Origin of the sequence: Pseudomonas sp. FSL W7-0098 (assembly GCF_005930585.1) — a bacterium.
In the GTDB taxonomy this organism is placed as follows: domain Bacteria; phylum Pseudomonadota; class Gammaproteobacteria; order Pseudomonadales; family Pseudomonadaceae; genus Aquipseudomonas; species Aquipseudomonas bubulae.
In genome coordinates, this window is the sequence record NZ_RXHW01000003.1 from 168651 (window position 1) to 182539 (window position 13889).

The window sequence follows — 13889 nt, forward strand, 5'->3', positions numbered from 1 at the left end:
TCGTGTCAGGGCTTTGTGCATCTGATACCGGACTTATCTCCCGGCACCTTGCCGGCCATTGCTGCAAGCACCGGCTCAACGTGCTAGCGCACGCTTTGCCTTTTGACCTGGAACGCCTCTTGCGTTCCGTCACTTGCCAGCCATCACTTTGACAACCCACGGACCGCTGTCCGCTATCGCCTGCCTGTCAGGAAATCCGGGTTGTTGCACCTGCCGATTTCGGCCTTTCGTTGCGTCTGTAACGACTGTGTGCGCATAAGAAAGGAGAAAGGAATGTTCCAACTTTCCACCCTCACCGTGTTGCTGCTTCTGTTCTGTTTTTATGGCCTGACCTTTTTGGTGTCGTTGCGCGTGGGCCGCAAGGACGAAAACGTCGACGGCTATATGGTCTCCAATAACTCCATCGGCTTTGGCATGTCGGCCGCCAGCATGACGGCCACCTGGATCTGGGCCGCTTCCTTTTACGCCGCCGCCAGTGCGGGCTACAAGTTTGGTCTCTCGGGGGCGTTGCACTATGGCTTCTGGGGCGCGCTGATGATTCTGTTTATCTACCCCTTTGGCCGGCGTTTCCGGCAACTGGCGCCCAAGGCCCACACCCTGGCGGAGATCATGCACGCACGGCACGGGCGTTCCAGCCAGATGATTCTGGCGGGCTCCAATATCGTCGGCAGTCTGATCAGCCTGATGGTCAATTTCACCGCCGCCGGGGCACTGGTCGCGGTGCTTTCGCCGCTGAGCTTTACCCATGGTGTGCTTATCGCCGGTGTCGGGATTCTGACTTACACCATCTGGTCAGGGTTTCGCTCATCGGTGCTTACTGATTTCGGCCAGCTATTCGCCATGATCTTCGCTGCGGTGGTGATTATTCCGATTATTTTCTTCCAGTTGGGCGGCCCTGAAATCTTCGCCCAGGGCATGCCGAGGATCACCCCCGAGCAAGCCAGCTTCTATTCGAAAACCGCGATTCTGGAGCAGGGCGCACCTTACTTCGTGGCCGTGCTGGCCTACGCCATTGGTAACCAGACCATCGCCCAGCGGCTGTTTGCCGTGCGTGAAGACTTGATGAAGTCGACATTCGTCACCGCCACCATCGGTTATGCCTCGATTGTGATCGGGCTGGGCATGCTGGGGTTTCTGGCCCTGCTGGCAGGTATCGAACCCCAGGATGGCGACCTCAATAACCTGATCCCGCAAATGGCCTCGACCTACTTGCCGCCGTTTGCGGTGGGGCTGTTTTTCATCATGGTGATCGGTTCGCTGTCGTCCACGGCGGATTCCGACCTGTCCGCCTTGTCGGCGCTGGTGATGACTGACGTGTATGGCAAGAACATAGCCAAGGGCAAACCCAATCCAAAAACCATGTTGTTTGTTGGGCGCCTGACCATGGTGCTGGCAACCATGCTGGCGATGATTTTTGCCAGCATGAAACTCGATATCCTGACCATGCTGATTTTTGTCGGCGCGCTATGGGGCGCGATTGTCTTTCCTGTTATTGCCAGCCTGTATTGGCAGCGGATTACCAACGCGGCCTTTACCAGTGCAGCGATTGCCGGGTTTGTGATGTTTTTGGTCGCCCGCTTCGAATTGTTGCAGATGCAAGGTGCGGTGGCGCTGTTCTTCGAACTCTGTGCCTCGATCGGCGGCGGGGTGGTGATTGGCCTGATGGCGTTCGGCTTTTTTGGCAAGCGCGTGGGCTTTGTGATGGGCGGATTGGCGTTCTTGGTACTGGCGCCATTCGCGTTCGGTTTTCTCCGCGATTACCCGGTGTTGCTCAGTTCATTGACCGCTTACGGTGTCAGCACCGTGGTGTGTGTGCTGGTGAGCTTGCTGGCCAATGAAACCTTTGATTTTGACTGTATCAACGAACGTGTTGTGGCCTTCCACCACACCGTCGAACCTGCCACTGAAAAAGGAGCCACCCCATGTCCAGTTTCGCTTTGACCCTGTATGTCCTGATCTGGCCGGCCATTGCCGGGGCCGTAATGTTGACCCTGTGCGTCAGCCTGTGGCGCGATATGCGCAAGGCCAAGCGTGAGGGTACGGATCTGGTCTGAATGTTTGATGGGGTAGCCGCTGCCTCGCCAGCGGCTACGCAAATTGTGTAGGGTGCTTGCTGATCACTATCAGGAGCCGGTCATGCGCCCATTCGAATTCAAGCAAGTTGACGTTTTCAGCAGCGTTGCCCTCAAGGGCAACCCGGTGGCCGTGGTGTTGAATGCCGACAGCCTGAGTGACACGCAAATGGCCGACTTTGCGCGCTGGACCAATCTGAGTGAAACCACTTTTGTGCTCAAGCCGCAAAACCCTGATGCCGATTACCGCCTGCGAATTTTTACCACTCTCAACGAGCTGCCTTTTGCTGGCCACCCTACGCTGGGCAGTTGCCACGCCTGGCTGGAAGCCGGCGGCGTGCCCCGTGGTCAAGAGGTCGTGCAGGAGTGCGCCGCGGGGTTGATCCGTCTTCGTCGCCAGGCCGGGCAACTGGCTTTTACTGCACCGCCCCTGTTGCGTACGGGTGCTGTTGAGGGGGATTTGCTGCAGCGTATCTGCCGTGGCCTGGGCATCGAGGCGCAGGCGGTGGTGCAGGCGCGTTGGGTCGATAATGGCCCGGGCTGGGTGGCGTTGATGTTGCGTGACCGTGAGCAGGTGCTGGCTTTAGAGCCCGATTACTCGCAGTTGCTCGGACTGTCGATCGGTGTGGTTGCCCCTTGGCAGCCTGAACTCGATGGCGACGAGGCGCAGTTTGAAGTGCGCGCATTCTGTGCCGGCGAGGGCATGCCCGAAGATCCGGTGACCGGTAGCCTGAATGCCGGGCTGGCGCAGTGGCTGATCGGCGCAGGCCTTGCCCCGGCGCATTATGTGGCCAGCCAGGGTACGGCAATGGGGCGGGCAGGGCGGGTGTCGATCGAGCAGATCGGCGAGGATATCTGGGTGGGCGGCCCGGCGGTGACCTGTATTAGCGGGCAATTGACGCTCTGAGCCTCATGCCCCTTTTGCTTTCACCGCCCGCTTGGGTCTGGCCTTGCCCGTAGCGGCCTTGCGTTTCTTCTTCCAGGCTGGCGCCGCACCGGCCGGGCTGGCCGGACCGCTGATCGTCATGGTCATGGCGCTGCAACGTTCGATATGTTTGCTCATCCACGCCGCCTGTTTGGCGACGAATACGTCGAGGGTCATTTCGCCGCTTTGCACCATGTCCAGCGCCTGCTCCCAGATGGCCGTGGTGCCGGGGTCGGCAATGGCGCGCGGTACCGCGTCGATCAGGCTAAAGGCGGGGGCGGTCGCCGCCAGGGCCTTGCCGTTTTTGCTCAGGTAACCGCGATCGAGCAAGCCCTGGATGATGCCGGCGCGGGTGGCTTCGGTGCCGATACCGGTGGTGTCCTTGAGTTTTTGCTTGAGCAGCGGGTCCTGCACCAGCTTGGCGACGTTTTTCATCGCCTTGATCAGGTCGCCTTCGGTGAACGGCTTGGGCGGCTGGGTCCACAAGTCCTTGAGGTTGACCGCGGCAATCGCGCAGTCCAGCCCTTCGCGCAATAACGGCAGGGGCTGTGGAGCAGGGGCTTCGCGACCTTTGGCCGGGGCCAGTGCTTCGGGCAGGGCGCGCTTCCAGCCGGGCTCGACGATCTGCTTGCCGACGGCCCGCAGGTTTTGCCCTGCACAATCAAAGTCGGCCTGGGTGCGGTCGTATTCATGGTTGGGCAGAAACTGCGCGAGGTAGCGTGCGCGAATCAGCGTATATACCGCGCGATGTTTGCCGCTCAGGCGTTCAATATTCTTTGCAGCAGCTGTAGGAATGATGCCGTGGTGGGCGCTGACTTTTGCGTCGTTCCAGGCCCGTGAACGGCGCTGCGGGTCCAGATGGCTGGCCAGTGGTGCCAGTGACGGATCGGCCTGCTGCAAGGCGCTGAGAATCGACGCGGCTTCGCCGTGCTGGCTCTGTGGCAAGTAGCCGCAATCGCTGCGCGGATAGGTGACGACCTTGTAGGTTTCGTACAGGGCCTGGGCAATATCGAGGGTTTCCTGGGCGCCGAGGCCGAGCTTTTTTGAACACACTTCCTGCAGCGTGCCCAGATCGAACGGCAATGGCGCGACTTCACGCATGCGCTCGGTGCGCAGCTTGATCACCCGGGCGCTGCTGGCGTTTTGCATTGCACTTGCGGCCTGTTGGGCATGGGCCTGGTTGAGGCAGCGGTCCTGGTCGTCGCAGGTGTCGGGATCGGCCCGCCATTGCGCGGTGAATAACTGCCCGTCGTGCCTGAGCTGTACGTCTATGGCCCAGTAGGCCACGGGGATAAAGTCGCTGATGCTGCGATCACGATCGACCACCAGCCGCAGCGTAGGGGTCTGCACACGGCCCACTGGCAATACGCCTTGATAGCCCGACTGGCGGCCGAGCAGGGTAAACAGGCGGCTCATGTTCATGCCGATCAACCAGTCGGCCCGCGAGCGGCCGAGGGCCGAATGATAGAGGTTGAAGGTTTCGCTGCCGGGCTTGAGCGCAGCCAGGGCCTTGCGGATCGAGGCGTCGTCCAGGGCCGACAGCCACAGGCGCTGGATGGGGCCGCGGTAGCGGCAGTGCTCGACCAGTTCGCGGGCAATCATCTCGCCTTCGCGGTCGGCGTCGGTGGCGATGACCAGTTCTGTGGCTTCACCGAGCAGGCGCTTGACGGCCTTGAACTGGCTGGCGGTCTTGGGTTTGACGCGCATTTTCCATTTTTCCGGAATGATCGGCAGGTCAGCCAGTACCCAGCGCTTGTAGCGCTCATCGTAGGCGTCAGGCGGGGCGGTTTCGAGCAGGTGACCGATGCACCAGGTGACGGTGGCATTGGCGCCCACCCAGCAGCCATCACCGCGGCGGCTGGCACCGAGCACGGCGGCAATATCTTTGGCCTGGGAGGGTTTTTCACACAGAAACAGCCGCATCGCTCAACTCATTCACGCATCGCAGAAGATGCACAGCATGGGCAGAGACAGGCGCGAGAGCAAGTTTTTTTACTGTTTATATGTACAGGCTTTTGCAGGTGCTGCAAAACCTGGGGGAGCTGGCTTGCCTGCGATGCAGGCGAGGGGGGCAGTCAGGCGTACCGGGGGCATCCCTTCGCGAGCAAGCCCGCTCCCACAATGGAAGGCGGGCTTGCAACCGGACAGGGGATTATTGCGCGTTGTAGATCTGGTCGAACACGCCACCGTCGTTGAAGTACTTTTTCTGCACGTCGCGCCAGTCGCCGAAGGTTTTTTCAACCGACAGGAAGTCGACTTTCGGGAAGCGGTCGTTGTACTTGGCGAGAATTGCCTGGTCACGCGGGCGCAGGTAGTTTTTAGCAGCGATTTCCTGGCCTTCAGGCGACCACAGGTACTTGAGGTAGGCTTCGGCCGTGGCGCGGGTGCCTTTTTTGTCGACCACTTTGTCCACTACCGTCACAGGCGGCTCGGCTTCTGCCGATACGCTCGGGTAGATCACTTCGAACTGGTCGCGACCAAATTCACGGGCGATCATTTCCGCCTCGTTTTCGAACGTCACCAGCACATCGCCGATCTGATTGGTCATAAAGGTGGTGGTGGCTGCACGACCGCCGGTATCAAGCACTGGAGCCTGCTTGAACAACTTGGCCACAAAGTCCTTGGCCTTGGTTTCGTCACCGCCGTTTTTCAGTACATAGCCCCAGGCCGACAGGAAGGTGTAGCGGCCGTTACCCGAGGTTTTCGGGTTGGGTACGATGACCTGTACGCCGTCCTTGAGCAGGTCGGGCCAGTCTTTCAGAGCCTTGGGGTTGCCCTTGCGCACGATGAAAACGGTGGCCGAGGTAAACGGTGCGCTGTTGTCCGGCAGGCGGGTGACCCAGTTTTCCGGGACCAGATGGCCGTTGTCGGCCAGGGCATTGATGTCGGTGGCCATGTTCATGGTGATCACGTCCGCCGGCAAGCCATCGATGACCGAGCGCGCCTGTTTGCTGGAACCACCAAATGACATTTGTACGTTGAGCTTTTCGCCGTTGTGCTCTTGTGCCCAGTGCTTCTGGAAGGCTGCGTTGTAGTCTTTGTAGAAATCACGCATCACATCGTAGGACACGTTTAGCAGTGGCGGTGGGGTCGCTGCACTCGCGACACTGCCAAGGGCCAGGCCAGCGGCCAGAATTGAGGCACTAAAGAGTTTTTTCACTGCGCATTCCTTGTTATAGGGAGCAATAAGGGCAAATTGCCAGTAACTATAGCGACTGTCGCATAGTCCTTAAAAGATTAAAAAGTGCTGTGGTTATGCTTTTTTCGTAAAAAGAGCATTGCCGCACCGTGAACAAAAAGACGCCGATTGTTCGTGAGTGTTCTTTTTGCAGGTCGGGCAGTCGTGCTTGAGTTGCTCGCCACGCATGGCGTTGGCCAATTCGGCAGTGAAGATGCCGGTGGGCACGGCAATGATCGAGTAGCCGGTGATCATCACCATCGCCGAGATCACTTGCCCCAGTACGGTTTTGGGCACTATGTCACCAAAACCCACAGTCGTCAGGGTGACAATGGCCCAATAGATACTTACCGGAATACTGGTAAAGCCGTTTGCAGGTCCTTCGACCACATACATCAGACTGCCGAACACCGTAACCAGGGTGGAGACGCTGACCAGGAACACGATGATTTTTTGCTTGCTGCCGCGCAGCGCCGAGAGCAGATAGTTGGCCTGGCTCAGGTAGGGGCGCAGCTTGAGGATACGAAAAATCCGCAACATGCGAATGATGCGGATGATCAACAGGTACTGCGCGTCGCTGTAATAGATCGCCAGAATCCCCGGCACAATGGCCAGCAAATCCACCAGGCCGTAGAAGCTGAAGGCGTAACGCAGAGGTTTGGGCGAGCAATACAGACGCAGGCCGTATTCCACGGCGAATACAAAGGTGAAACCCCACTCGATATAGGCCAGCAGTTTGGCGTAGTCGCGGTGAATGCTGTTGATGCTGTCGAGCACCACGACCACCAGGCTGCACAGGATGATCAGCAGCAGGGCGGTGTCGAAACGCCGCCCCGCCGGGGTATCGGCCTGAAAGACCATCACATACAAGCGCTGGCGCCAGTCATTGTTATCCATGCAGGTTGCTCGATGCCCAAAGGTCAGAAGGTTCGAGTATTAACGCTCAATGCGCAACCTGCATTGTTCTTGTGCAGGGTGCAGGATGCGCACACTGGCGTGCACCAGCCAGCATCCGAGGATAAAGGGTGCGGTCAGGGGGTCGAGGCCCAGGGCAATAAAGCCCGGGGTGATCAGCAAGGTCACGATAATCCCCGCCACGGGCAGCCAGGGACGCCGTGCTTGCTGACTCAGGGCCAATGCGGCGAGTGCCGGGTTGTAGCCGGCCAGGCCGTCCAGTGCAGCCGCGCTGTCCTGTTGATACAAGGCAAACAGCATGCCGGCCAGTGAACCGGTGATGGCCCATAGTGCCGCGCGCCAGTTGCTCAGCCACAGGCCGATCACAATCAGCAACCCGGCCAGCGGGTGTGGCAGCAACATGACCTGGGCAATGCCCTTGAACAGCCCCTGTGCCAGTGTGAGGCCATTGACGGCCTGGGTGTGGTCCATGGCTTGTGCAGGCGGGTTGGTCAGGTGCAGCAGGATCCAGCCAATACCCACAAACGGCGCGGTGTAGGCCAGCAGGCTTTGCCCGGGGGTGGCGCGCTTGAGCCACTGGTGCACGAGCATCGTACTCAGTCCGGCACTGGCAATGATCAGCAAGGGCAACAGGGCAGACCATTCAAGCTGGTGGCTTATCAGCAAGCCCAGCAAGATACCGTTGTAGCTGTACAGACCCGCCTGGCGTTCGGCCTTGGGATAGTCGCGCCGTTGCGCGGTGAGCAGTCCGGCAATACCGCCGAGCAAGGCGCCACCAAGCAGGGTGGGGGCACTGATCAGAATGGCCAGCAGGCACAGCACGCCGCACAGAGGATGACGCTGGAGGAAGATCTGGCCGAAACCGGCGCACAGGGCCGTCGCCCAGTCGGGGCAGGGGTTTGAACTCATGATTGTTACCTGGTAGTCGCAGCCGAGGCACGAAGGCTGCGAGCTCTTGATTGGCTCCCTGCATGATCAAGAACTCGCAGCCTTCGTGCCTCGGCAGCGACTACAGGTAGTGCGGTCTCCCCAAAAAGGGCAGACCGGTGGGCTTACTTGTCGCGAATCGAGAAGTTGGCCATGTGCTCCAGGCCCTTGATCAGCGCCGAGTGGTCCCAGTTGCTGCCACCGATAGCCGCGCAGGTGCTGAACACTTGCTGGGCATTGGCGGTGTTGGGCAGATTGATCCCCAGCTCACGGGCACCGGCCAGGGCCAGGTTGAGGTCTTTTTGATGCAGGCTGATACGGAAGCCCGGGTCAAAAGTGCCCTTGATCATGCGCTCGCCGTGCACTTCGAGGATTTTCGAGGAGGCAAAGCCACCCATCAGCGCTTCGCGAACCTTGGCCGGGTCAGCGCCGTTTTTCGCAGCAAATACCAGGGCTTCGGCCACGGCCTGGATATTCAGGGCGACGATGATCTGGTTGGCTACCTTGGCGGTTTGACCGTCGCCATTGCCGCCCACCAGGGTGATGTTCTTGCCCATGCTCTGCAGCAGCGGCAGGGCGCGGGCGAAGGTTTTTTCGTCACCGCCGACCATGATGCTCAGTGAGCCGGCCTTGGCGCCAACTTCACCGCCGGATACCGGCGCGTCGAGGTACTGAGCACCCTTGGCGTTGATTTTTTCGGCGAACGCTTTGGTGGCCGTAGGCGAGATCGAACTCATGTCGATCACCACCTTGTTCGGGCTCAGGCCCGCGGCGATGCCGTCTTCACGAAACAGCACATCCTCAACCTGAGGGGTATCCGGCACCATGACGATGATGAATTCGGCTTCCTGGGCCACTTCTCGCGGGCTGGCCAGGGCGATTGCGCCAGCGGCAACCAGATCGGCCGGTGCGGCACCGTGATGGGTCGACAGAAACAGGCTGTGCCCGGCCTTTTGCAGGTTGCTGGCCATGGGTGAGCCCATGATGCCCGTGCCGATAAATCCGATTTTAGCCATGACAAATCCTCTTGTTTTTCTTAGGGCGATTCAGAGTAGATGGTCTGATGTGGGAGCGGGCTTGCTCGCGATGGGATCGCTCCCACAGAGTTACACCGCGTTATGGGTCTTGAGCCACGCCAGACCGGCCTCGGTGCTGGTCAGCGGCTTGTACTCACAGCCAACCCAACCCTGATAGCCGATGCGGTCCAGGTGATCGAACAAAAAGCGGTAGTTGATTTCGCCGGTGCCCGGTTCGTGGCGACCAGGGTTATCGGCCAGCTGGATATGGTTGATCTGCGGCAGATGAGTCTGCATGGTGCGGGCCAGGTCACCCTCCATGATTTGCATGTGGTAGATGTCGTATTGCAGGAACAGATTGCTGCTGCCGACCTTTTCCTGGATCGCCAGTGCCTGCTGGGTGTTGTTCAGGTAAAAGCCGGGGATGTCGAGGGTGTTGATCGACTCCATCACCAGCTTGATGCCGACTGCCTGCAGCTTGTCGGCGGCGTATTTGAGGTTGGCGACGAAGGTTTTTTCGACCGTGGCGTCGTCCACGCCCTGGGGGCGGATGCCGGCCAGGCAGTTGATCTGGTCGTTGCCCAGCACTTGCGCGTAAGCGATGGCCAGGTCGACCCCGGCGCGGAACTCTTCAACCCGGTCCGGCAGGCAGGCAATCCCGCGCTCGCCCTTGGCCCAGTCACCGGCCGGCAGGTTGAACAGCACCTGGGTCAGTTTATTGGCATCGAGCTGGGCCTTGATATCGGCCGAGTTGTAATCGTAAGGGAACAGGTATTCAACGCCATGAAAACCAGCGTTGGCGGCCGCTTGAAAACGGACAAGAAAATCCTGCTCGGTGAACAGCATGGACAGGTTGGCGGCAAAACGCGGCATGGTGAACTCCTGCTTTTTGTCCCCTCTCCTCGGGAGAGGGGGTGAGGGCTATAAATTAATCCAGCATCGAAATGGCGGTCGGTGCATCGTTACCCACCAGCGCCAGGTCTTCAAATTCATTTACGCCGTTGATTTCGGTGCCCATCGAGATATTGGTCACACGCTCCAGGATGATTTCCACCATCACCGGCACGCGGAATTCCTTGATCAGCTCCTGGGCCTTGCGCAGGGCAGGCTGGATTTCACTCGGTTCGAACACGCGCAAGGCCTTGCAACCCAGGCCTTGAACGACGGCCACGTGGTCAACGCCATAGCCGTTAAGCTCCGGTGCGTTGAGGTTGTCGAAAGCCAACTGCACGCAGTAGTCCATTTCAAACCCGCGCTGGGCCTGACGGATAAGCCCCAAGTAGGAGTTGTTAACCACCACGTGGATATAGGGCAGGTTGAACTGAGCGCCCACGGCCAGTTCTTCGATCATGAACTGGAAGTCGTAGTCGCCGGACAGTGCCACCACATTGCGATCAGGGTCGGCCTTGACCACCCCCAGCGCCGCCGGAATGGTCCAGCCCAGAGGGCCGGCCTGGCCGCAGTTGATCCAGTGGCGAGGTTTGTACACATGCAGGAATTGTGCGCCGGCAATCTGTGACAAACCGATGGTGCTGACATAGCAGGTGTCTTTGCCGAACACCTGGTTCATTTCTTCGTACACGCGTTGTGGCTTGACCGGCACGTTGTCGAAGTGGGTCTTGCGCTGCATCGTGGCCTTGCGCTGCTGGCAGTCCTGCAGCCAGGCGCTGCGGTTTTTCAGCTTGCCGGCAGCTTTCCATTCGCGGGCTACTTCAAGGAATACCTTGAGCGCGGCACCGGCGTCGGAAACGATGCCCAGATCCGGGTTGAATACCCGGCCGATCTGGGTCGGTTCGATATCCACGTGAATGAACTTGCGGCCTTCGGTGTACACATCCACCGAACCGGTATGGCGGTTGGCCCAGCGGTTGCCGATGCCCAATACCACATCGGACTTGAGCAGGGTGGCGTTGCCATAACGGTGCGAGGTTTGCAGGCCGACCATGCCCACCATCAGCGGGTGGTCATCGGCGATGGTGCCCCAGCCCATCAGGGTCGGAATCACCGGGATACCGGTCAGTTCGGCGAATTCCACCAGCAGGTCGCTGGCGTCGGCATTGATCACGCCGCCACCGCTGACCAGCAGCGGGCGTTCCGCCTGATCGAGCATGGTCAGGGCTTTTTCGGCCTGCAGCCGGTTTGCCGTTGGTTTGGCCAGTGGCAGCGGTTCGTAGGCGTCAATGTCGAATTCGATTTCGGCCATCTGCACATCGAACGGCAGATCGATCAGCACCGGGCCAGGGCGCCCGGAGCGCATTTCGTAAAAGGCTTTCTGGAAGGCGTAAGGCACCTGGCCCGGCTCCATCACCGTGGTCGACCACTTGGTGACGGGCTTGACGATGGCGGTGATATCCACCGCCTGGAAGTCTTCTTTGTGCATCCGTGCCCGTGGGGCCTGGCCGGTGATGCACAGAATCGGGATCGAGTCGGCCGAGGCACTGTACAGGCCCGTCACCATATCGGTACCGGCAGGCCCCGAGGTGCCGATGCACACGCCGATATTGCCGGCCTTGGTGCGGGTATAGCCCTCGGCCATGTGCGAGGCGCCTTCGACGTGGCGAGCAAGGACGTGATCGATGCCACCGACCTTTTTCAGGGCCGAGTACAGCGGGTTGATGGCGGCGCCCGGGATACCGAATGCGGTATCGACACCTTCGCGACGCATCACCAGAACGGCGGCTTCGATTGCTCTCATTTTGCTCATTGTTTTGTGCCTCTTACGTTTTGTAATTGTATACAAGTGGCTGTTGAGTGAGTGTATTCATCCTCCGCTGTGCAGGTCAATGGCTTTTATCGATTCGATGGTTGATCACAAGCAAGCCTTGTATTCAGGCTTGTTCGCTGGGTTTTGTTTTTTTGATTGCTGAAAAATTGTATACAAAATAGATTTGTATTGTGTTCTATTGGTGTTATTGAGTGCGCCTCTCGAGGTGCGCCGAAGGCTTTCCATAACAAGATAAGGATGGCAACCATGAGTGCTTTAACCTTGAAAGTCGCTTTAGAACTGACCGCTCAGGCCTTGAGCGTCGGGCGTCAGATCAGTGCTGCGCCGCTGACGGTAGTGGTGCTCGACAGTGGCGGGCATTTGCTGGCGTTGCAGCGCGAAGACGGCGCCAGCCTGCTGCGCCCCAGCATTGCGATTGGCAAAGCCTGGGGCGCGATTGCCTTAGGCAAGGGCTCGCGTCTGCTGGCACTGGACGCGCAACAGCGCCCGGCGTTCTTCGCGGCGCTTAATGGCATGGGGCAAAGTGACGTGGTGCCTGCGCCGGGTGGGGTATTGATTCGTGATGAGGCGGGGCAGGTAATCGGTGCTGTTGGTATCAGCGGCGATACGTCGGATATCGACGAGCAATGCGCGATCAGCGCGGTAGAAGCGCTGGGCCTGCGGGCGGATGCGGGGGTGGCGGTCTGATTTGGGCTGAGTGATTGACCGCCTTCGCGAGCAGGCTCGCTCCCACAGATTGTGCGCAGGGTGGGAGCGAGCCTGCTCGCGAAGGCATTGTTGAGACACATTCAGCTAAAAAACGCCCCGTCCTCATTGTTCTTTCAGGGCTAGCCTTTTCATTACTCATCTATGAAAAGGCAAAGGAATGCCGTCTTTAGCTGCTTCACACCGCCTGCGTATCGGCCGCTGTTCCGAGCCAAATCGAATTTACCTGTTGAGCACCAACACGCTCTGCAGAGAGCCCATCTTTAAAGACTTTACCTTGGGACGATTAGTCGTCGCACAATTTCGCGCTGCCCAAGACCAGGGTTTTGCAGACTCGTTGGCCTGGGTCGTCATGCCAGATCACGTTCATTGGTTGATCGAATTACACCGTGGGACGCTCGGTAGCTTGATGCAACGAACCAAGTCTTTGAGTACCCAGGCTGTCAGGCGATCAACTGATCGCAAAATCAGCCTTTGGCAAAATGGCTTCCATGACCGGGCATTAAGGCGAGAAGAGGATCTGGTGAATGTTGCTCGTTATGTTGTCGCCAATCCGTTGCGGGCACGACTGGTCGAGAAGCTCGGTGACTATCCCCTGTGGGATGCAATCTGGGTTTGAAAGGGCTTCGCGAGCAGGCTCGCTCCCACAGATTGTGCGCAGGGTGGGAGCGAGCCTGCTCGCGAAGGTCCCAGCGTGGTTTATCGGTCCGGTTCGCAGCCCTTCAGCACCAACCGGATAATGGTTTGGGTTGCCGCTTCGTAGTCGCTGTCTTCAAGCTTGGTCTTGCCGGTGATGGCCGAGATCTGCCAGTCGAAGTCGGCGTAGGTCTGGGTTGCCGCCCAGATGCTGAACATCAGGTGGTGCGGGTCGATGGCGGCAATCTGGCCGCGGTCGATCCAGGTCTGGATGCAGGCGATGTTGTGTTGGGCCTGGGCATTCAACAGCTCTACCTGTTTCTCACTCAAGTGCGGGGCGCCATGCATGATTTCGCTGGCGAACACTTTCGAGGCAAAGGGCAGGTCACGGGAAATCACGATTTTTGAGCGGATGTAATTGCTCAATACCGTATTCGGCTCGCCATCGGCGTTGAACGGCGTCGAAGCCCGCAGGATCGGGTCGATAATGCTTTCAAGCACCTCGCGATAGAGGTTTTCCTTGGATTTGAAGTAGTAGTAGACATTGGGCTTGGGCACGCCGGCCTTGGCCGCGATATCGCTGGTTTTGCTGGCGGCGAAACCCTTGTCAGCGAATTCTTCGCTGGCGGCACGCAAAATCAGTTCTTTGTTACGCTCGCGGATACTGCTCATAAACCCGATATGTCCTTGCCTGCTGGGGCGGTCGGGCATGGTAGCACCGGGCTTGCAAGTGGCTCAAGATTGCCGCTTTGCGCGCGGCACGCGCTATGCTTGTGTCCATTCCATCTCT

At 59.1% G+C, this 13889-nt stretch carries 13 protein-coding genes; 5 read left to right on the forward strand and 8 right to left on the reverse strand.

Going from position 1 to position 13889, the window contains the following annotated elements; genetic code table 11:
- Window positions 1-273 precede the first annotated feature (273 nt).
- The 3 genes from FHL07_RS06380 to FHL07_RS06385 all read left to right on the forward strand — a co-directional run bounded on the left by FHL07_RS06380 (window position 274) and on the right by FHL07_RS06385 (window position 2979).
- Complete coding sequence (locus FHL07_RS06380) at window positions 274-1941, forward strand: sodium:solute symporter family protein (RefSeq protein ID WP_095002072.1); 1668 nt, start codon at window positions 274-276, stop codon at window positions 1939-1941.
- Complete coding sequence (locus tag FHL07_RS23790; protein WP_016781520.1) at window positions 1923-2054, forward strand: putative transporter small subunit; 132 nt, start codon at window positions 1923-1925, stop codon at window positions 2052-2054. The genes FHL07_RS06380 and FHL07_RS23790 overlap by 19 nt, the downstream gene beginning before the upstream one ends.
- Window positions 2055-2136: 82 nt before the next feature.
- Complete coding sequence (locus FHL07_RS06385) at window positions 2137-2979, forward strand: PhzF family phenazine biosynthesis protein (RefSeq protein WP_138738214.1); 843 nt, start codon at window positions 2137-2139, stop codon at window positions 2977-2979.
- Window positions 2980-2982: 3 nt separating this feature from the next.
- On the opposite strand, the gene FHL07_RS06390 is transcribed toward FHL07_RS06385, so the two are convergent.
- From FHL07_RS06390 to gcl, 7 genes are all read right to left on the reverse strand, one after another.
- A complete protein-coding gene (locus tag FHL07_RS06390; RefSeq protein WP_138738215.1) occupies window positions 2983-4920 on the reverse strand; it encodes a DNA topoisomerase III in 1938 nt (645 codons plus the stop codon).
- Window positions 4921-5149: 229 nt separating this feature from the next.
- Window positions 5150-6157, reverse strand: a complete 1008-nt coding sequence (locus FHL07_RS06395) for a sulfate ABC transporter substrate-binding protein (protein ID WP_095019582.1) — start codon at window positions 6155-6157, stop codon at window positions 5150-5152.
- 93 nt (window positions 6158-6250) lie between these two features.
- Window positions 6251-7072: an ion transporter gene (locus tag FHL07_RS06400; RefSeq protein WP_095002068.1), complete on the reverse strand. Its 822-nt coding sequence runs from the start codon at window positions 7070-7072 to the stop codon at window positions 6251-6253.
- Between the two features lie 39 nt (window positions 7073-7111).
- The gene (locus FHL07_RS06405) at window positions 7112-7999 is read right to left on the reverse strand and encodes an urea transporter (RefSeq protein WP_138738216.1); all 888 of its coding nucleotides are present in this window, start codon (window positions 7997-7999) and stop codon (window positions 7112-7114) included.
- A gap of 143 nt (window positions 8000-8142) precedes the next feature.
- A complete protein-coding gene (locus tag FHL07_RS06410) occupies window positions 8143-9033 on the reverse strand; it encodes a 2-hydroxy-3-oxopropionate reductase (protein ID WP_046809691.1) in 891 nt (296 codons plus the stop codon).
- A gap of 90 nt (window positions 9034-9123) precedes the next feature.
- A complete protein-coding gene (gene hyi / locus FHL07_RS06415; RefSeq protein WP_095002066.1) occupies window positions 9124-9906 on the reverse strand; it encodes a hydroxypyruvate isomerase in 783 nt (260 codons plus the stop codon).
- Window positions 9907-9961: 55 nt separating this feature from the next.
- Window positions 9962-11737: a glyoxylate carboligase gene (gene gcl, locus FHL07_RS06420; RefSeq protein WP_095002065.1), complete on the reverse strand. Its 1776-nt coding sequence runs from the start codon at window positions 11735-11737 to the stop codon at window positions 9962-9964.
- Window positions 11738-12004: 267 nt separating this feature from the next.
- Here gcl and FHL07_RS06425 point away from each other — a divergent pair, with 267 nt between their 5' ends.
- Window positions 12005-12445, forward strand: coding sequence for a GlcG/HbpS family heme-binding protein (locus FHL07_RS06425; RefSeq protein WP_095002064.1), 441 nt, complete (start codon window positions 12005-12007; stop codon window positions 12443-12445).
- Between the two features lie 178 nt (window positions 12446-12623).
- A complete protein-coding gene (locus FHL07_RS06430; RefSeq protein ID WP_095024370.1) occupies window positions 12624-13082 on the forward strand; it encodes an REP-associated tyrosine transposase in 459 nt (152 codons plus the stop codon).
- An 80-nt stretch (window positions 13083-13162) separates the two neighbouring features.
- Here the strand turns inward: FHL07_RS06430 and FHL07_RS06435 are convergent, their stop codons facing one another.
- Window positions 13163-13771 (reverse strand): TetR/AcrR family transcriptional regulator, encoded by a 609-nt coding sequence (locus FHL07_RS06435; protein ID WP_095021338.1) that lies wholly within the window; start codon window positions 13769-13771, stop codon window positions 13163-13165.
- Window positions 13772-13889 lie beyond the last annotated feature (118 nt).